Raw genomic sequence first — 18,740 nt, 5'->3', positions numbered from 1 at the left:
TCAGGCAGAGGTGCAGGCCGAGCGCGGCGGGCCCCTGCGGCCCACGGAGTGCACGAGGAAGCGGGCCGGGGTGACCGGATGCGGCCGGCCCGCGCCGCAGGGGCCGCCCCGCAGCCGGCGCCGGGGCGTTCGGGCCACGGCTACCGCGGTGAGCAGCGGCCGGAAGGCGAGGGCGGCCGCCGCGTTCAGCAGTTTCGCCAGTGCCGACTCGCCCCGTCGCAGCCAGGCGGCGGCGAGCAGGCCCACCGTCACATGCGCGGCCAGCAGCAGCCACGGCACGGCGGGTCCGGGCGAGGCCAGCAGGGCGGCGGCGTGGCCGCCCTCGCCCGCCACCCCGGCCAGCGGTGTGCCGACGGAGGCGACACCGGAGAGTCCGTCGGCGCCGCGCCCCGGCTCGCCGCCGCAGAGCACGTCGACGCCCACGGAGCGCAGCGGGCCCGCGATCGGGCCGCCCGCCGCCCCGTAACAGAGGTGCTGGCCGGTGGTGAACACCGTGTCGGCGGCGAGCTCCAGCGGCACCAGCAGCCCGGCGATCGCGCCGAAGCCGCGCTCCCGGCCCGCCAGTGCGAACGCCATGGCGAAGACGGCCCCGGCCAGCAGCGCCACGGCGGCCATCGGCAGCGGGACCCGGGAGAGCAGCACATGGGACGCGGACGAGAGCGTGACGACGAGCGCGGTGAACAACGCCGCGCGTACCGCTCTGATCGGTGTCCCTGATACGTCCATCGCCGGAGAGTTTGCCATGCGTTCCTGTATGGGAGCCCTAAGGATCTGCGGGACCCGGGCCCGGGGGCCCTAGAGGCCCGGGATGCGGCCGTTGCGGAAGAGGTCGACGAAGATCTGGTGATCGGCACGGGCGCGCGCGCCGTAGCTGTGCGCGAAGTCCACCAGCAGGTCGGCGAAGCCCTGCTCGTCGGCCGCGATGGCGGCGTCGATCGCGCGCTCCGTGGAGAACGGCACCAGCGAGTGCCCGCTCTCGTCGTCCGCCGCCGAGTGCATCGTCGCCGTGGCCCGGCCGAGATCGGCGACCACCGCCGCGATCTCCTCCGGCTCGTCGATGTCGGACCAGTCCAGATCGACCGCGTACGGGGAGACCTCGGCGACCAGCTGCCCGGACCCGTCCAGCTCGGTCCAGCCCAGCCACGGGTCGGCGTGCGCCTGGAGGGCGCGCTGCGAGATCACCGTGCGGTGCCCCTCGTGCTGGAAGTAGTCCCGCACGGCCGCGTCCGTGACGTGCCGGGACACGGCCGGGGTCTGCGCCTGCTTGAGATAGATCACCACATCGTTCTCCAGGGCGTCGCTGTTGCCCTCCAGAAGGATGTTGTACGAGGGCAGGCCGGCCGACCCGATGCCGATGCCCCGGCGGCCGACGACGTCCTTCACCCGGTACGAGTCGGGGCGCGTGAGGCTCGACTCCGGCAGCGTCTCCAGATAGCCGTCGAACGCCGCGAGCACCTTGTACCGCGTCGCCGCGTCCAGGTCGATCGCGCCGCCGTCCGCGGTGAACCGGCGCTCGAAGTCCCGGATCTCCGTCATCGAGTCCAGCAGACCGAACCGGGTCAGCGCCCGGGCGTCGCGCAGCGCGCCCAGCAGCGGTCCGTCGGCGGTGTCCAGGGTGAAGGGCGGCACTTCGTCGTTCTTGGCGCCGGTCGCCAGGGCGTGGATCCGCTCGCGGTAGGCGGTGGCGTAGACCCGGACCAGCTCACTGATCTGGTCGTCGCCCAGCGCCTTGGCGTAGCCGATCAGGGCGACGGAGGCGGCGAAGCGCTTGAGGTCCCAGGTGAAGGGGCCCACATAGGCCTCGTCGAAGTCGTTGACGTTGAACACGAGCCGGCCGTTGGCGTCCATGTACGTGCCGAAATTCTCGGCGTGCAGGTCGCCGTGGATCCACACCCTGCTCGTGCGCTCGTCCAGATAGGCGCCGGTGTGCTGCTCGCGGTCCAGATCGTCGTAGAAGAGGCCGGCCGAGCCCCGGTAGAACGCGAAGGCCGAGCCCGCCATCTTGCGGAACTTGACCCGGAAGGCTGCGGGGTCGGCGGCCAGGAGCTGCCCGAACGCGGTGTCGAAAACTGCGAGAATCTGCTCCCCGCGCTGCTCTGCGCCGGTCTGCGTGTCCGACATCGCTGGGTGCCTCCTGGTACATGGCGTTCATGACAAATGGGACGGGCGTCCCCGGTCTTCCAACGCGCGACCGTACCCCGGAGTGCCCGCCGCTTGTCACCTCGGAGACGTAGACTTCCACGCTGTTCCCCCCAGTCGTCATCCCGAGTTTCTCCGGAGGCACAGCGCCGTGACCAAGCCGCCCTTCACGCACCTGCACGTCCACACCCAGTACTCGCTGCTGGACGGTGCCGCGCGGCTCAAGGACATGTTCGAGGCGGCGAACACGATGGGCATGTCGCACATCGCGATGACCGACCACGGCAACCTCCACGGCGCCTACGACTTCTTCCACTCGGCCAAGAAGGCGGGTGTGACGCCGATCATCGGGATCGAGGCGTACGTGGCCCCCGAGTCCCGCAAGCACAAGCGCAAGGTCCAGTGGGGCCAGCCGCACCAGAAGCGGGACGACGTCTCAGGTTCCGGTGGTTATACCCACAAGACGATCTGGGCGGCCGACAGCACCGGACTGCACAACCTCTTCAAGCTCTCCTCGGACGCGTACGCCGAGGGCTGGCTGCAGAAGTGGCCGCGCATGGACAAGGAGACCATCTCCCAGTGGTCCGAGGGCCTGATCGCCTCCACCGGGTGCCCCTCGGGTGAGCTGCAGACCCGTCTGCGCCTCGGCCAGTTCGACGAGGCGGTCAAGGCGGCCTCCGAGTACCAGGACATCTTCGGCAAGGACCGGTACTTCCTGGAGCTGATGGACCACGGCATCGACATCGAGCGCCGGGTCCGCGACGACCTGCTGCGGGTCGGCAAGAAGCTCGGCATCCCGCCGCTCGTGACGAACGACTCGCACTACACCTACGCCAACGAGGCGACCGCGCACGACGCCCTGCTCTGCATCCAGACCGGCAAGAACCTCTCCGACCCGGACCGCTTCCGCTTCGACGGCACGGGCTACTACCTGAAGACGACGGACGAGATGTACGCCGTCGACTCCTCGGACGCCTGGCAGGAGGGCTGCGCCAACACCCTCCTGGTCGCGCAGCAGATCGACACCGCCGGCATGTTCGAGAAGCGCGACCTGATGCCGAAGTTCGACATCCCGGAGGGCTTCACCGAGGTCACCTGGTTCCAGGAGGAGGTCCGGGTCGGCATGGACCGCCGCTACCCCGGAGGCGTCCCCGAGGACCGGCAGAAGCAGGCCGAGTACGAGATGGACATCATCATCCAGATGGGGTTCCCGGGGTACTTCCTCGTCGTCGCCGACTTCATCATGTGGGCCAAGAACAACGGCATCGCGGTCGGCCCCGGCCGTGGTTCCGCCGCCGGTTCGATCGTCGCGTACGCCATGGGCATCACCGACCTCGACCCGATCACCCACGGGCTGATCTTCGAGCGCTTCCTCAACCCGGAGCGCGTCTCCATGCCCGACGTCGACATCGACTTCGACGAGCGCAGGCGCGTCGAGGTGATCCGGTACGTGACCGAGAAGTACGGCGCCGACAAGGTCGCCATGATCGGCACCTACGGCAAGATCAAGGCCAAGAACGCCATCAAGGACTCCGCGCGCGTCCTGGGCTACCCCTACGCGATGGGCGACCGCCTCACCAAGGCCATGCCCGCGGACGTCCTCGGCAAGGGCATCGACCTCAGCGGCATCACCGACCCCAAGCACCCGCGCTACAGCGAGGCGGGCGAGATCCGGGGGATGTACGAGAACGAGCCGGACGTCCAGAAGGTCATCGACACCGCGAAGGGCGTCGAGGGTCTCGTCCGGCAGATGGGTGTGCACGCGGCCGGCGTGATCATGTCCAGCGAGCCCATCGTCGACCACGCCCCGGTCTGGGTGCGGCACACCGACGGCGTCACCATCACGCAGTGGGACTACCCCCAGTGCGAGTCGCTCGGTCTGCTGAAGATGGACTTCCTCGGCCTGCGCAACCTGACGATCATGGACGACGCCATCAAGATGGTGAAGGCCAACAAGGGCATCGACCTGGAGATGCTCTCCCTGCCGCTGGACGACCCCAAGACGTACGAGCTGCTCTGCCGCGGTGACACGCTCGGGGTGTTCCAGTTCGACGGCGGCCCCATGCGTTCGCTGCTGCGTCAGATGCAGCCCGACAACTTCGAGGACATCTCCGCCGTCTCGGCCCTCTACCGGCCGGGCCCGATGGGAATGAACTCGCACACGAACTACGCCGAGCGCAAGAACGGCCGCCAGGAGATCACTCCGATCCACCCGGAGCTGGAGGAGCCGCTCAAGGAGGTCCTCGGCCTCACCTACGGCCTGATCGTCTACCAGGAGCAGGTGCAGAAGGCCGCCCAGATCGTCGCCGGGTACTCGCTCGGCGAGGCCGACATCCTGCGCCGCGTGATGGGTAAGAAGAAGGCCGACGAGCTGGCGAAGAACTTCGTCCTCTTCGAGGCGGGCGCCAAGAAGAACGGCTTCTCCGACGCGGCGATCAAGGCCCTGTGGGACGTCCTGGTGCCCTTCGCCGGATACGCGTTCAACAAGGCGCACTCCTCCGCGTACGGCCTGGTCACCTACTGGACCGCCTACCTCAAGGCGAACTACCCCGCCGAGTACATGGCGGCGCTGCTGACCTCCGTCAAGGACGACAAGGACAAGTCCGCGGTCTACCTCAACGAGTGCCGGCGCATGGGCATCAAGGTGCTCCCGCCGAACGTCAACGAGTCCGAGTCGAACTTCGCCGCCCAGGGTGACGACGTGATCCTCTTCGGGCTGACCGCCGTCCGCAACGTCGGGCAGAACGTGGTCGACTCGATCATCAGGTGCCGCAAGGCGAAGGGGAAGTACTCCACGTTCCCCGACTTCCTCGACAAGGTCGAAGCGGTCGTCTGCAACAAGCGCACCGTCGAATCGCTGATCAAGGCCGGCGCCTTCGACGAGATGGGGCACACCCGCAAGGGGCTCGTCGCCCACCACGAGCCGATGATCGACAACGTGGTGCAGGTCAAGCGCAAGGAGGCCGAGGGGCAGTTCGACCTCTTCGGCGGCGGCGAGGCGGACAGCGACGAACCCGGCTTCGGTCTCGACGTGGAGTTCTCCGACATCGAGTGGGAGAAGTCCTACCTGCTCGCGCAGGAGCGCGAGATGCTCGGGCTGTACGTCTCCGACCACCCGCTCTTCGGCCTGGAGCACGTCCTGTCCGACAAGTCGGACGCGGCGATCTCTCAGCTCACGGGCGGTGAGCACTCGGACGGCGCGATCGTCACCGTGGGCGGCATCATCTCCGGCCTCCAGCGCAAGATGACCAAGCAGGGCAACGCCTGGGCCATCGCGACCGTGGAGGACCTCGCGGGCTCCATCGAGTGCATGTTCTTCCCCGCGACCTACCAGCTTGTCTCCACCCAGCTCGTCGAGGACACCGTCGTCTTCGTCAAGGGACGCCTCGACAAGCGCGAGGACGTGCCACGCCTCGTCGCCATGGAGATGCAGGTCCCCGACATCTCCAACGCCGGATCCAACGCACCCGTCATCCTGACGATCCCCACGGTGAGGGTCACCCCGCCCATGGTCAGCCGGCTCGGCGAGGTCCTCAGCAACCACCGCGGCGACACCGAGGTGCGCATCAGGCTCCAGGGCCCCCGCAAGACCACCGTGCTCCGGCTCGACCGCCACCGCGTCAAGCCGGACCCCGCCCTCTTCGGTGACCTGAAGGTGCTGCTCGGCCCGTCCTGCCTGGCCGGCTGACGGCCCTCCCCGCACCCACGAGAGGGGCGCCCCGCCGCTGGCGGGGCGCCCCTCTCGGCCTGCCGGCCCGTGAACCGGTCAGTTGTGGCCGAAGCGCTTCTGGTGCTTGCGCGCGACGTCCGCCGGGCTGCCCTGCGCCTGCGACTGGGGCTGGGTCTGCGACTCGTACGCCGTCGACTTGGCCTCCTCGGCGCCCCGCTCCGCGGCCGAAGCGCGGTCGTGCTGGCTGCCCTGCTTGCGGTTCTTGTTCTTCGCCATCGTGATGCCTCCTGTGGAAGCTCTGGGGGGTCCAGAACCGCTGTCAGACTCACATATCACCAGAAAGGGCGCATGTTGGATCATTACCGAGCGTAGTAGGGGAGGTATCATCCGCCGTCCCCCGGATCCGCCACGCCGATGATCGAGTTCCGGACCCTAACCCCCGCGCCGTCGGGCAGACTCGAAGGAAACCCTGAGTGAGCGAACCCCGGGCCGGCGGACGCACCCCCCATGTCAACGGCCGCTGATCCGCTCCCGAATTGGAAGAGGGTGGAACGCGTGGACCGTTGCGTCGTCCTGGTGGACGCCGGCTACTTGCTGGGCGCAGCCGCGAGTCTGCTGGCCGGAGAGCCCGCCCGTTCCCGCATCACCGTCGACCACGCGGCCCTGATCCAGGGCCTGCGCGAGCGCGCGGAGGCCGATACGGAACAGCCCCTGCTGCGCATCTACTGGTTCGACGGCGCCCCCGACCGCGTGCCGCAGCCCGAGCACCGCAGGCTGCGCGTCATGCCACGCGTGACCGTTCGGCTTGGCGCGCTCACCCGCAGTGACGGACGGTGGGCGCAGAAGGGCGTGGACGCGGCCATGCACGCCGAACTGACCGAGCTGGCCAGGAACCGCGCCTGCTCCGACGTGGTGCTCGTGACCGGGGACGGCGATCTGCTGCCCGGACTCATGTCCGCCAAGGAGCATGGCGTCGCCGTCCACCTCTGGGCCGTCCAGGCCGCCGACGGCGACTACAACCAGTCCGAGGACCTCGTCGCCGAGGCCGACGAGCGGCGGGTGCTCGACCGGGCCTGGATCACCAAGGCCGTACGGGCCAAGGAGACCGGCGGCGTCTGCGCGCCCCCGCCCGTCCCGCGCCCCGAGATCGCCGCGATCCTGTCCGCGCCGCTGCCCGAGGCCGCCCTCGCCGCCTCCGCCGAGAGGGCTTCGGAGGCCCAGGCCGCCGCGGCCCGTAACGGCACCGGCACGGCGGACACGGAAGCCGCCCCGCACCCCGCGCCGACGCCCGGGCACAAGGGCGTCCCCACCCCCAAGGACCTGGCGAGCCTGCGCGCGCCCGCAGCGGGGGCCGCGCAGCAGACCGCGCAGCCGCCGGCCGCCAACGCGACACTGCGCTGGTCGTCCGACAAGGGCTGGGTCGAGCGCGGCGGACCGCTCGGCGAACCGGCCGAGACCGCGTCCCTGCCGACCCTGGCCCAGCTCACCAGCGCGGAACAGCGCTGGGCGGACCGGGAGGAGGACATCACCACCGTCGGCGGTGACCCCTTCGAGGTCGGCCAGGTCTTCGCCCGGCGCTGGATGGAACGGCTGCCGGAGACCGTCCACCTGCAGAAGCTGTCCACCCTGTACCCCCGCATCCCGCACCGCATCGACGGGGAACTCCTGAGGTACGCGGCCCGCTTCGGGCTGCTCGCGCACAAGGACGACCAGATCGACGAGCACGACCGCTATGCCATCAGGGCGGGGTTCTGGCGCGAGATCGACGTACGGGCCGCCGCCGAGCACGCTCCCGCGGGGGAGTGAGCGGGGCGGTGCTGCCCGGCCCCGGAGGCAATACGGGGCATCCGACCCCGTAGGCTCATACCTCGTGAGTACGGGCACAGCACAGGCTTCGGGCGCAGCGCAGGCACAGACCGGCACCGTGTGCGCGGTGCGTGACCTGGTCAAGACCTACCCCGCCGTCCGCGGCCGACGAGGCCGCGCCGCCACGCCCGAGGTGCGGGCGACCGACGGGGTCCACCTCGATGTCCGGCGCGGCGAGATCTTCGGACTGCTCGGGCCCAACGGCGCGGGCAAGTCCACGCTCGTACGCCAGCTCACCGGACTGATGCGTCCCGATTCCGGGAGCGTCGAGGTGCTGGGACACGACCTGGTGCGCCACCCCGAGCGGGCCTCGCGGCTCATCGGCTACCTGGGCCAGGAGTCCACCGCCCTCGACGAACTGACCGTGTCGCTCGCCGCGGAGACCACCGGGCGGCTCAGGGGCCTGCCCGTACGGGAGGCGCGCGCCGCCCGCGACGACGTACTCGAGGAACTCGGGATCACCGGCCTCGCCGGACGCCCGCTGAAGAAGCTGTCCGGCGGGCAGCGGCGGCTCGCCTGCTTCGCCGCGACGCTGGTCGGCGACCGCCCCGTCCTGGTGCTGGACGAGCCGACGACCGGCATGGACCCCGTCGCCCGGCGCTCCGTCTGGTCCGCCGTCGACCGGAGGCGTGCCGAGCGCGGTGCGACGGTGCTGCTCGTGACCCACAACGTCATCGAGGCCGAGACCGTCCTGGACCGGGTGGCGGTCATGGAGCGCGGCAAGGTCATCGCCTGTGACACCCCGTCCGGGCTCAAGGAACGGGTGGCGGGCGAGGTGCGGGTCGAGCTCGTGTGGCGCGAGCGCGCACCGCTGGACGTCCCGGAGGTTGCCGCGCTCCGCGAATCCGCGCAGGAGTCGGGGCGCAAGTGGGTGCTGCGGCTCGGACCCGACGAGGCGCGGGCCGCGGTCGCCGCGGTGACCGGCGGGGCGGCGTTCTCCTCGCTCGACGACTTCACGCTGGCCACGCCCAGCCTGGAGGACGTCTACCTGGCGCTCGGCGGGGACGCCGCCAGGGCCGAGGGACTGGTGAAGGCGTGAGCAGGACGGTGAACGTGTCGCGAAACGTGTCGGAGTCGGACGGGAGCACTGCCAGGTGACGAGCATCGTTCCCACGGAGGCCGCGAAGGTGACCGGGCCGAAGGTGCGGACATCCGCCGTACGGACCGGCCCGCCCGCCCGCACGGCCCCCGCGGCCCTCGCGCCGCGGGCCAGGCTGCTCCCGTCGCTGGCCGCCGTCTACCGGGCGCAGCTGTCGCGGGCGAGGGTCGCGCGCATTCCGCTGTTGTTCGTCGCGACCTTCCAGTCCGTCGGGATCATGGTGCTGATGCGCGGAGTCGTCGACGGCGGCGCGGAGGCACGTGCCGTCGTCGCCGGTTCCAGCGTGCTGGTCGTGGCCTTCGTCGCGCTCAATCTGCTCGCCCAGTACTTCGGCCAGCTCCGGGCCGGCGGCGGGCTCGACCACTACGCGACGCTGCCGGTACCGCCGGCCGCGGTGGTGCTGGGAGCGGCCGGCGCGTACGCCTCGTTCACCGTGCCCGGCACGATCGTCACGGCGGTCGCGGGCAGCGCGCTGTACGGACTCCCGATGACGCACCTGTGGGTGCTCGTCGCCGTCATCCCGCTCTCCGGGGCCGCGCTCTCCGGGCTCGGCGCCGCGCTCGGGCTGCTGGCGCCGCGCCAGGAGGTGGCGACGCTGCTCGGGCAGCTGGGCATGTCGGCGGCACTGCTGCTGGGCGTGCTGCCGGCCGAGCGGCTGCCCGGCCCGGTCGGGTGGGCGCGCGATCTGCTCCCTTCGACATACGGCGTCGAGGCGCTGTCCCGGTCCTTCGACGCCCACCCCGACTGGGCGGTCGTCGCCCTCGACCTCGCGGTGTGCGCGGCGGTCGGTGTGCTCTCGCTGGCCGTGGCCGCATGGGCGTACCGGCGTGCGGCGGTCCGGTGAGGCGGCGCACACGTCAGCCTGGCACGATGGCACCGTGACCGCACCGTTGACGCCGCCGCACCAGCCCCAGCCGAACGACCCGTGGCAGAACCCGCCCACCGGGTCGCACGTCGTGCCCGGCGAGCAGCCGGGCCCGGACGAGCGGCGCGCGGAGCTACGGCAGGCCGCGGTGATCGCCGCGGTGCTGACGGTGGCGGGTGCCGGCCTCGGGCTGCTCTGGCTGTGGCTGGCGCCCCGGGTGCCGCTCGTCTCCGACGACACCGCCGTGTTCCTCAAGAACAGCGAGGGCGAGGAAGCCATCGGCGCCGACGGCACGTTCGTGCTGCTGGCACTCGCCTTCGGCCTGGTCTCGGCGGCCGTCGTGTTCCTCCTCCGCCGTCGCGGGGGCATCCCGCTGGTGGTGGGGCTCGCCCTGGGCGGGCTGCTCGGCTCCCTTCTGGCGTGGGGGATCGGCACCTGGTTCGGGCCGACGTCCGATGTGGTGGCCCATGCCAAGGAGGTCGGCAAGGGGGTCGCCTTCGACGCGCCGCTGGAGCTGCACGCGGTGGGGGCGGCGGTGCTCGCCTGGCCCATCGCCGCGATGATCGTCCACCTGGGGCTGACGGCGCTGTTCGGGCCGCGGGATCCTGAGCCGGAATGGGAGAGCCCGTACGGGGCGCCCCGGGACGAGGCGGGGGGCGGGGCCGCCTCCGGGCCCGCGTCCGGTGCCCCCGAGTGGCCGGCGGCAGAGGCCGGCCGGGCGGCGGACAAGCCGGACCCGGGACGGCCGTAGCGGCTCCCCGCCGGTCTCGTACGGGACCTGCCCGGCTCCTTCCCACTTCCGCGCGGTGCCTTTCCGCTTGCGCCCGGTCGTTTGCGTCCGGTCCGTTTCCGCCCCACGGACAGGGGCAGGCGCCTGGGTGAGCACCTACGAAAGGACCGACATGAGCGCCGGAGAGAAGACCAAGGCCAAGACCGAGCAGATCGTCGGGAAGGCCGTACGCAAGGTTGCCCACGCGGTCGGCGACGACACCACCGCGGCCAAGGGAGCGGCCCTGGAGGCCCGCGGCAAGGGCCGTGACACCAAGGAGAAGTCGAAGGGCGCCTTCAAGCGCTGACCGCGTGCCGGCGGAAGCGGTTCACGCTTCCCCGGCCCGTCGCGAACGGCGTCAGCGGGGTGCGCCGGCAGCGCACCGCACACAGGTCGTCGCTGCCGGACGCACCTCCAGACGGCCCGGTGGGATCGGCTCGCGGCACGCCTCGCAGCGCCCGTAGTCGCCTCGCTCCAGCCGCTCCAGGGCCCGGTCCACCTCCTCCAGGTGGTCCCGAGCCCGGTCCAGCAACGAGGCGACATGGGCCCGCTCGAAGGCGGTGCTGGATCCCTCCGGGTCGTGTTCGTCGTCGACCGCCACCAGCGCGTTCGCCTCGACGATCCCGTCGAAATCACTCCGCAGAGCCGCGAGCCGGGACTCCGTGCCGCGGCGTTCTGCGAGCAGTCGCTCCCGCGTGGCCGCGAGGCCGCCCGGTCCGGCACGTACGGAAGAAGAAAATTCGTTCACCTGTGCGGAAACGGTCGTCCCGGGGGTCCGCATTCCGCGAACCTCACGCGCCGAGGGCTTCCCGCTACGACCGGCCGACCGGGGCCAGGGTGGCGTCCGTCAGGGTGGCCAGGTCGGAGGGGGAGAGCTCGACCTCCAGGCCCCGGCGCCCCGCCGAGACGCAGATCGTGGGATACGACCCGGCCGACGCGTCCAGCACCGTACGCAGGCGCTTGCGCTGGCCCAGCGGGGAGATGCCTCCCCGCACGTAGCCCGTGGTGCGCTCGGCCGCCGCCGGGTCCGCCATGGCCGCACGCTTGCCGCCCACCGCCGACGCCAGCGCCTTCAGGTCCAGGGACCCCGCCACGGGGACGACCGCGACGACCAGTTCACCGTCGACGTCGGCGACCAGGGTCTTGAACACCCGGTCGGCGGAGACACCGAGAGCTTCGGCCGCCTCCTCCCCGTACGACGGCGACGAGGGGTCGTGGTCGTACGCGTGGACCGTGAACGCGGTGCCGGCCGCGGTCAGGGCGACCGTGGCCGGGGTGGAGCCGGACTGCTGTTTCCTGGACTTCTTCGCCACCGGGGCCGGTCCTCGGGTCAGTTGGGATACGTGGGGTCGCGGGTCAGTTCGGACGCCGGCAGGGAGGGCAGGTGCCGGATGACGGCCGTCTCCCTGCGCAGGAGCGCCAGCTCCTCGCGCAGCCGGGTCGCGGTGTCCGGGGCCTGGAGCAGCCGCTGCTTCGTCGGGACGTCGAGCACGGCGGCGGCGGCCACGAGATACGAGACGACGGACGGGTCGTCGGGCAGGTCCGCACCCGTCGTCAGGGAACGCTCGCTCGCTCCGGCCAGCCGCTTCTGGTAGCTGCGGAAGGCGCGCAGGACGCCCTCCGAGAGCGCGCCCGCCTCGTCCTTGGGCGAGTCCTCGCCCTCGGCGGCCCCCGGGTCCTCGGGCAGTTCCTCGACCTCGGCCGTCAGGAACGGGCCGCTCGCGTCGACGGAGAGCAGCCGGACCCGTGTGGTGCCGGTCGCCAGGACCTCGTAACTGCCGTCGGCGCGCTCACGGATCTTCGCCGCGTCGGCGACGCAGCCGACCCGGTGGAAGGTCTGGAGGGGATCGGGCCCGAAGCCGTCGCCCGGAGCCCGTTCGGCGGGAGGCGCGGTGGCGGCCGTGTCCGGCATGCCGGTGGCTGTCGGGGCGGTCTCGCGGCCGTCGCGGATCGCGACCACCACGAAGCGGCGCGGTTCGTCCTCGTCGATCTCGATCAGCTCGCGCATCATGGCGCGATAACGCTCCTCGAAGACGTTGAGCGGCAGCACGAGGCCGGGGAACAGCACCGCGTTCAGCGGGAAGAGAGGCAGGCGAGCGGTGGTCACAACGGCCAAGCCTAATGGCCGCGGTGCCCGCCGTGTTCCAGCCGCCCGCACAGGGGTGTGGAAGAGGCCACCCGGAGCCGGACATCGGTGCGCGCGTCGAGGAATCCGCCGAGCGCCTCCCCGGTCACGGAGGCCCAGGGGAACGAGGTCGCGTACGGTCCGATCAGCCGGAACTGCTCCAGTGCCTCGGCAGCACGACCCCGTGCGACCAGGACGTAGGCCAGCAGGTTGCGGACCTCTGCCGGCCAGGGATCACCGGCGGGGAATCCGGCCGAGAACCGGATGGCGAGGTCGGCGGCGGCGTCGATCCGGTCCGTCTGTACGGAGGTCGCCCGCGCGGACGCCTTCTCGTCCCGCAGCAGGGCGAAGGCCGCCCGTACGGGGAGGGCCTGCACCAGGGAGTCCCCGGCGGCGTCCTCGGCCGCCCGCTCGGCGAAGTCGAAGCACTCGCGGTGGGAGCCGTACCACTCGGCCGAGAGGTACCGGAGAGCGGAGACGTGGCTGCCGTAGTGGTGCGGGGAGCGGCGGACGGCCTGCTCCCACAGCGACTCGAAGACCGTGTGCGAGGCGTGCGTGCCCCGGGCGTGGTCGAGCGCCAGCCGCCACGGCACCGGGTCATGGGCATCGGCCTCGGCCGCCGCGGTGATGAGCGGCCCCACCTCGCGCAGCAGCTCGGCGTGGGCGGGGGATTCCCAGGCGCGGCGCACCGCCAGCGCGGCCTTGACGAGCAGGGCGTCCGGATCGCGCGGCGCGGCGGCCAGCCAGCCGGTGAGCCAGCCGTCGCGACTGCGCGCGAAGGCGACCAGCCGGGCCAGCGTGCGGTCCCGGGTCTCCCAGTCGGCGGCGTCCCTGGTGGTGGCGAGGAGCTTGGCCGCGGGCTCGAAGTCGCCGAGGGCCGCCGCCACCAGCGCGGGGGAGAGCCGCTCGTCGGGGGCGTCGAGCATCACCGCGTCGTCCGCCGGCAGCCCGGCGGTCAGCCCGGGGCCGTACCGGAACGTGCGCGCGGAACTCAGCAGTGCGCGGAGGAAAGCCATGGTGCAGACCATTGAAAAGCCCTGGTGAGGGCTGCGCCAGAGGGCCTCTGTGAAGCTTCTGTAGCGAGTGGAAGGGTTGCCCTGGGCGGGGTCAAGAAAGGGCAAAGGAAGCGCGCGTGAGTGGCGCGATTCCGACCGTACGGTTGCCGATGACCGCCCGTCCTGCCGGGCCTCGACCGGCCTTTCGGCCGCTGCGCCGACAGGAATGCGGCCGGACGGGGTGCCGCCCTCCGGTCAGCCGCGCCGCAGGAGCCGGGACGCGCCCGCCGCCACCGTCGTGGCCAGTATCCACCCCAGCAGCACGAGGGCCGCCGCCGTCCACTGCCAGCCGCCCTCCAGCAGCCAGTAGCCGTCCTGCCCGAGGTTGATCACCGGCACCAGCAGATCCAGCGCGTACAACGCGGGATTCCACTGCGGATGCTCGCTCCCCTTGATCGACTCCGGGCGGTACTGCGAGAAGGCCACCGCCCCCGCCGCCCACAGCACCGCCATCCAGACCAGGGCCCGCCCCGGGCGGTAGCCGTACGCCACCGTCCAGTCCTGCAGATAGCCCCAGATCCTTCCCGCGGGCGGCAGCGTCTCGCGCCGGCGTCGCTGCTTGGCCAGCAGCACCTCGCGGGCGTCCGCGTCCTCCCCGCAGCTGCGGAGCACCGTCGCGAGGCGCTCGTACGGCTCCGGGACGTACTCCGGGGTCGCGGCCAGCACCCACTCCAGGCGCCGGGAGAGCGGGAAATGGCCGTACGGGACGAGGTTCTCGTACACGAAGCCGCCCATCGCCAGGCCGCCCGGGCCGGGCCAGCTGCTCGACACGTCGATCAGGGTGACCACCTTCGCGCCGTTCAGCACGACCCGGCCCTCCCTCGGTCGCTCCGCGTTGAAGCGCAGCTCGGGCGTGACGATCCGGCGCAGCGACAGCTCCTCGCGGTCGGCGAGCACGAACCGCGCCTTGTGCAGGTCAACCGCGTCCCCGAACCGCCCGTCGTCGAGCCGCACCGCGCCCCGGCACTCGAAGACCTGCGCACGCGTCCCGCGCGCCGGACCACCGCCGCGCGCGACACCGAACGGGGGAGTGGTGCCCTGGTTCCCCGTGTCGATGCTCACCCACGCCTCCGTCATGTACAGCGTGCGCTCCACGCTCAGCTGCGGGGCGTTCAGCGCCCGCCGCCCGTCCGTGGCGCGCAGCCGGCTGCCGCGCAGGCTCAGCGAACCGCCGACCTTCGCCCCGCGCAGGCTCAGCTCGCCGCGCGTCTCGATCATCTCGGCCTGCAGGTCCTGCGCCACCGACATCCCGTCGCCCACGAAGGCGCGGCCGCGCCGGTCGGGGCCGATGCCGATCTGGTTGATCAGGAGGTCCGTGCCGATCTGGGCGTCGGTCAGCCGGACGCCGCGCTCGATCCGGCAGCGCGGCAGATGCAGATCACCCTCCGTGTGGAGCCGGGCCGCGTCCAGCCTCGGCACCGCGCAGCCCACCATCCGCAGCGTGGTGAAGTGGCACTCGGGCAGGACGACCTCCTGCTCGAAGCGGCAGCCCGTGAGCTCGACGTACGGAGACACCCGGCCGCCCGCCAGGTCGAGCTTCCCGGTGATCCGCAGGCCCCGGAGCTTCAGCGCGGCCACCCGCCCCGGCCGCGCGGGCGGGCCGTCGAGGAGCAGGCGCGCCACCGTGCGCGCGCCGACACTGCGCTCGGGGCCCCAGATGTGCGGGGCGAAGGGGTCGTCGCGCACCGGATCGTGCGAACGCAGATCGTAGGTCGTGCCGTTCCGGAAGGACTGCCACATACCCAGCTCCGCGGCGCTGAGCCCGTCGGGGATCTCGCCGTCGTGCGGTTCGGTCACTGCCTCACCTCCGCCTGCGCGGTCCGACCCGCGCTTCGTACAGTCGTTCTTCCCTCTGTGTGACCAGGTGAACGCTAATGGTCAGCAGTGACAGCCGGGACATGTATCAGCCAGTGATACGGGCGACCGGACGGCTGAACCGGTCTGAGAGAATTGCGGTGTGATCTCTCGAATCGATCTGCGCGGTACCGCCCTCCCCGAGGGTGGCGCCCTGCGCGACCTGCTGCCCCGTGCCGAGTTCGACGTGGAAGCCGCCCTGGACACGGTGCGGCCCATCTGCGAGGACGTACGCCATCGCGGCTCGGCGGCAGTGATCGAGTGGGGGGAGAAATTCGACCGCGTCCGGCTGGACTCGATCAGGGTCCCCGCCGGTGCGATCACCGAGGCGCTGGAGCAGCTCGACCCCGCCGTGCGCGCCGCCCTGGAGGAGTCGATCCGCCGCGCCCGCCTCGTCCACCGCGAGCAGCGCCGCACCACGCACACCACCCAGGTCGTCCCCGGCGGCACGGTCACCGAGAAGTGGGTGCCCGTCGAGCGCGTCGGGCTCTACGTGCCGGGCGGGCGTGCGGTCTACCCGTCCTCCGTCGTGATGAACGTCGTCCCCGCCCAGGAGGCGGGCGTCGAGGGCCTCGCCGTCTCCTCCCCGCCCCAGAAGGAGTTCGGCGGCCTGCCGCACCCCACGATCCTCGCCGCCTGCGCCCTGCTCGGCGTCGACGAGGTGTACGCCGCCGGCGGCGCCCAGGCCGTCGCGATGTTCGCGTACGGCACCGAGGACTGCCTGCCCGTGAATCTCGTCACCGGCCCCGGCAACATCTACGTCGCCGCCGCCAAGCGCCTCCTCAAGGGCCGTATCGGCATCGACGCCGAGGCCGGCCCCACCGAGATCGCGATCCTCGCCGACGCGAGCGCCGACCCGGTGCACGTCGCCGCCGACCTGATCAGCCAGGCCGAGCACGACCCGATGGCCGCCGCCGTCCTCGTCACCGACTCCGAGGAGCTGGCCGCCGCCACCGAGGCCGAGCTGACCCCCCAGGTCGCCGCCACCAAGCACGTCACGGACCGGATCGAGCCCGCGCTGACCGGCCGCCAGTCCGCGATCGTCCTGGTCGACGACCTGGAGGACGGCCTCAAGGTCGTCGACGCGTACGCCGCCGAGCACCTGGAGATCCAGACGGAGAACGCCGCCGCCGTCGCAGGCCGGGTCCGCAACGCCGGTGCGGTCTTCGTCGGCCCGTGGTCGCCCGTCTCCCTCGGCGACTACTGCGCCGGCTCCAACCACGTCCTGCCCACCGGCGGCTGCGCCTGCCACTCCTCGGGCCTCTCCGTGCAGTCGTTCCTGCGCGGCATCCACATCGTCGACTACACCCGCGACGCTCTCGCCGAGGTCACCCACCACGTGGTGACCCTCGCCGAGGCGGAGGACCTCCCCGCCCACGGCGCCGCGCTCAAGGCCAGGTTCGGCTGGAAGGTTCCGCAAGCGTGAGAGACGACAGCAACGCCTGGGACGCGCTCCCGATCCGCGACGAGCTGCGCGGCCAGTCCCCGTACGGGGCGCCCCAGCTCGACGTGCCGGTCCGGCTGAACACCAACGAGAACCCGTACCCCCTGCCCGACGCGCTCGTCGACCGCATCGCCGAGCGGGTCCGTGAGGCCGCCCGCGACCTCAACCGCTACCCCGACCGCGACGCCGTGGAGCTCCGCACCGAGCTCGCCCGCTACCTCACCCGCACCGCGGGCCACGAGGTCGCAGCGGCCAACGTCTGGGCGGCCAACGGATCCAACGAGGTCCTCCAGCAGCTGCTGCAGACCTTCGGCGGCCCCGGGCGCACCGCGATCGGCTTCGAGCCCTCGTACTCCATGCACGCCCTCATCGCCCGCGGCACCGGCACCGGCTGGATCTCCGGTCCGCGCACCGAGGACTTCACCATCGACGTGGAGGCGGCGAAGAAGGCCATCGCCGAGCACCGGCCCGAGGTCGTCTTCATCACCTCGCCCAACAACCCCACCGGCACCGCCGTGGACGCGGAGACCGTCGTCGCCCTGTACGACGCGGCCCAGGCCGCCCGGCCCTCGATGGTCGTCGTCGACGAGGCGTACGGCGAGTTCAGCCACCGCCCATCCCTGCTCCCGCTGATCGAGGGCCGCCCGCACCTGGTGCTCTCGCGCACCATGTCCAAGGCGTTCGGCGCCGCGGGCCTGCGCCTCGGTTACCTCGCGGCGGCACCGGCCGTCGTCGACGCGGTCCAGCTGGTGCGGCTGCCGTACCACCTGTCCTCCGTCACGCAGGCCACCGCGCTCGCCGCGCTGGAACACACCGATACGCTGCTCGGGTACGTCGCGCAGCTCAAGAGCGAGCGCGACCGGCTGGTCGACGCGCTGCGGGAGTCCGGCTTCGCCGTCACCGACTCGGACGCCAACTTCGTCCAGTTCGGCCGCTTCGCCGACAGCCACACCGCCTGGCAGCAGATCCTCGACCGGGGCGTCCTGGTCCGGGACAACGGCGTACCGGGGTGGCTGCGGGTCTCCGCGGGAACCCCGGCAGAGAACGACGCGTTCCTCGATGCGGTGCGCGAACTGAAGAAGGAGCACGACGCATGAGCCGCGTAGGCAGGGTGGAACGGACCACCAAGGAGACCTCCGTGCTCGTCGAGATCAACCTCGACGGCACCGGCAAGGTCGATGTCGCGACCGGGGTCGGCTTCTACGACCACATGCTCGACCAGCTCGGCCGGCACGGGCTCTTCGACCTCACGGTGAAGACCGAGGGCGACCTGCACATCGACTCGCACCACACCATCGAGGACACCGCCCTCGCGCTCGGCGCCGCCTTCAAGCAGGCGCTCGGCGACAAGGTCGGCATCTACCGCTTCGGCAACTGCACCGTCCCGCTGGACGAGTCGCTCGCCCAGGTCACCGTCGACCTCTCCGGCCGCCCCTACCTGGTGCACACCGAGCCGGAGAAGATGGCGCCGATGATCGGCGAGTACGACACGACGATGACCCGGCACATCCTGGAGTCCTTCGTCGCCCAGGCGCAGATCGCCCTGCACGTCCACGTCCCGTACGGCCGCAACGCCCACCACATCGTGGAGTGCCAGTTCAAGGCGCTGGCCCGCGCCCTGCGTTACGCCAGCGAGCACGACCCGCGCGCGGCCGGCATCCTTCCGTCCACGAAGGGCGCCCTGTGACCGGCCTCAACACCGTTCTGATCATCGTCGGCCTCTTCCTGGCCGGCGGCGTCTACTCCTTCTGGAAGCAGGGCATGCCCAAGGGCGTCGTCGTGCTCCTCGGGATCGGATCCGTGATGTGCCTGGTGGCGGGCATCATGCGGATCCAGGGACTCTGGGACTGAGGT

General features: G+C 71.6%; 18 protein-coding genes. 10 read left to right on the top strand and 8 right to left on the bottom strand.

All coding sequences use genetic code 11. From position 1 onward, the window contains the following. Entirely contained in the window at positions 1-726 is a 726-nt protein-coding gene (locus ACIBCU_RS01500; RefSeq protein WP_399229715.1) for a hypothetical protein, read from the bottom strand. Between the two features lie 69 nt (positions 727-795). After that, on the bottom strand, positions 796-2,121 hold the full coding sequence (locus ACIBCU_RS01495; protein WP_362930408.1) for a DUF2252 domain-containing protein: 1,326 nt from the start codon (positions 2,119-2,121) through the stop codon (positions 796-798). Positions 2,122-2,290: 169 nt separating this feature from the next. Between ACIBCU_RS01495 and dnaE the strand changes: the two genes are divergently transcribed. Beyond that, positions 2,291-5,827 (top strand): DNA polymerase III subunit alpha, encoded by a 3,537-nt coding sequence (dnaE, locus tag ACIBCU_RS01490; protein ID WP_362930406.1) that lies wholly within the window; start codon positions 2,291-2,293, stop codon positions 5,825-5,827. Positions 5,828-5,905: 78 nt separating this feature from the next. Here dnaE and ACIBCU_RS01485 read toward each other — a convergent pair whose 3' ends face one another. Continuing rightward, on the bottom strand, positions 5,906-6,085 hold the full coding sequence (locus tag ACIBCU_RS01485; RefSeq protein WP_104789831.1) for a hypothetical protein: 180 nt from the start codon (positions 6,083-6,085) through the stop codon (positions 5,906-5,908). 270 nt (positions 6,086-6,355) lie between these two features. Here ACIBCU_RS01485 and ACIBCU_RS01480 point away from each other — a divergent pair, with 270 nt between their 5' ends. The 5 genes from ACIBCU_RS01480 to ACIBCU_RS01460 all read left to right on the top strand — a co-directional run bounded on the left by ACIBCU_RS01480 (position 6,356) and on the right by ACIBCU_RS01460 (position 10,715). Further along, the gene (locus ACIBCU_RS01480) at positions 6,356-7,615 is read left to right on the top strand and encodes an NYN domain-containing protein (RefSeq protein WP_399228456.1); all 1,260 of its coding nucleotides are present in this window, start codon (positions 6,356-6,358) and stop codon (positions 7,613-7,615) included. A gap of 118 nt (positions 7,616-7,733) precedes the next feature. Continuing rightward, a complete protein-coding gene (locus ACIBCU_RS01475; protein WP_362930568.1) occupies positions 7,734-8,714 on the top strand; it encodes an ABC transporter ATP-binding protein in 981 nt (326 codons plus the stop codon). A 55-nt stretch (positions 8,715-8,769) separates the two neighbouring features. Continuing rightward, positions 8,770-9,618: an ABC transporter permease gene (locus ACIBCU_RS01470; RefSeq protein WP_399228453.1), complete on the top strand. Its 849-nt coding sequence runs from the start codon at positions 8,770-8,772 to the stop codon at positions 9,616-9,618. Positions 9,619-9,652: 34 nt separating this feature from the next. Next, positions 9,653-10,390, top strand: coding sequence for an ABC transporter permease (locus ACIBCU_RS01465; RefSeq protein WP_362930402.1), 738 nt, complete (start codon positions 9,653-9,655; stop codon positions 10,388-10,390). A 127-nt stretch (positions 10,391-10,517) separates the two neighbouring features. After that, complete coding sequence (locus ACIBCU_RS01460) at positions 10,518-10,715, top strand: hypothetical protein (protein ID WP_362930580.1); 198 nt, start codon at positions 10,518-10,520, stop codon at positions 10,713-10,715. A 51-nt stretch (positions 10,716-10,766) separates the two neighbouring features. Here the strand turns inward: ACIBCU_RS01460 and ACIBCU_RS01455 are convergent, their stop codons facing one another. The 5 genes from ACIBCU_RS01455 to ACIBCU_RS01435 all read right to left on the bottom strand — a co-directional run bounded on the left by ACIBCU_RS01455 (position 10,767) and on the right by ACIBCU_RS01435 (position 15,385). Then, positions 10,767-11,156 carry a TraR/DksA C4-type zinc finger protein gene (locus ACIBCU_RS01455; protein ID WP_362930400.1) on the bottom strand — a complete coding sequence of 130 codons (390 nt, stop codon included), beginning with the start codon at positions 11,154-11,156 and terminating at the stop codon, positions 10,767-10,769. 64 nt (positions 11,157-11,220) lie between these two features. Further along, positions 11,221-11,721 carry a Cys-tRNA(Pro) deacylase gene (gene ybaK, locus ACIBCU_RS01450; protein ID WP_399228448.1) on the bottom strand — a complete coding sequence of 167 codons (501 nt, stop codon included), beginning with the start codon at positions 11,719-11,721 and terminating at the stop codon, positions 11,221-11,223. Between the two features lie 17 nt (positions 11,722-11,738). Continuing rightward, complete coding sequence (locus tag ACIBCU_RS01445) at positions 11,739-12,515, bottom strand: LON peptidase substrate-binding domain-containing protein (RefSeq protein ID WP_362930396.1); 777 nt, start codon at positions 12,513-12,515, stop codon at positions 11,739-11,741. A gap of 11 nt (positions 12,516-12,526) precedes the next feature. Continuing rightward, positions 12,527-13,561, bottom strand: coding sequence for a hypothetical protein (locus ACIBCU_RS01440; RefSeq protein WP_399228446.1), 1,035 nt, complete (start codon positions 13,559-13,561; stop codon positions 12,527-12,529). Between the two features lie 222 nt (positions 13,562-13,783). Next, positions 13,784-15,385 (bottom strand): oxidoreductase, encoded by a 1,602-nt coding sequence (locus tag ACIBCU_RS01435; RefSeq protein WP_362930392.1) that lies wholly within the window; start codon positions 15,383-15,385, stop codon positions 13,784-13,786. Between the two features lie 160 nt (positions 15,386-15,545). On the opposite strand from ACIBCU_RS01435, the gene hisD reads away from it, so the two are divergent. The 4 genes from hisD to ACIBCU_RS01415 are packed head-to-tail and all read left to right on the top strand — an operon-like array spanning position 15,546 to position 18,737. Beyond that, positions 15,546-16,868: a histidinol dehydrogenase gene (gene hisD, locus ACIBCU_RS01430; protein WP_362930390.1), complete on the top strand. Its 1,323-nt coding sequence runs from the start codon at positions 15,546-15,548 to the stop codon at positions 16,866-16,868. Next, the gene (locus ACIBCU_RS01425; protein ID WP_362930388.1) at positions 16,865-17,983 is read left to right on the top strand and encodes a histidinol-phosphate transaminase; all 1,119 of its coding nucleotides are present in this window, start codon (positions 16,865-16,867) and stop codon (positions 17,981-17,983) included. The genes hisD and ACIBCU_RS01425 overlap by 4 nt, the downstream gene beginning before the upstream one ends. Next, complete coding sequence (gene hisB / locus ACIBCU_RS01420; protein ID WP_031098999.1) at positions 17,980-18,573, top strand: imidazoleglycerol-phosphate dehydratase HisB; 594 nt, start codon at positions 17,980-17,982, stop codon at positions 18,571-18,573. Before ACIBCU_RS01425 ends, hisB begins: the two co-directional genes overlap by 4 nt. Next, entirely contained in the window at positions 18,570-18,737 is a 168-nt protein-coding gene (locus ACIBCU_RS01415) for a hypothetical protein (RefSeq protein WP_164493711.1), read from the top strand. Before hisB ends, ACIBCU_RS01415 begins: the two co-directional genes overlap by 4 nt. Positions 18,738-18,740 lie beyond the last annotated feature (3 nt).

The organism is Streptomyces sp. NPDC051064 (genome assembly GCF_044455985.1).
Taxonomy (GTDB): Bacteria; Actinomycetota; Actinomycetes; order Streptomycetales; family Streptomycetaceae; genus Streptomyces.
The sequence above is the reverse complement of the archived record's forward strand: the minus strand, read 5'-3'. Positions and strand labels throughout refer to the sequence as shown.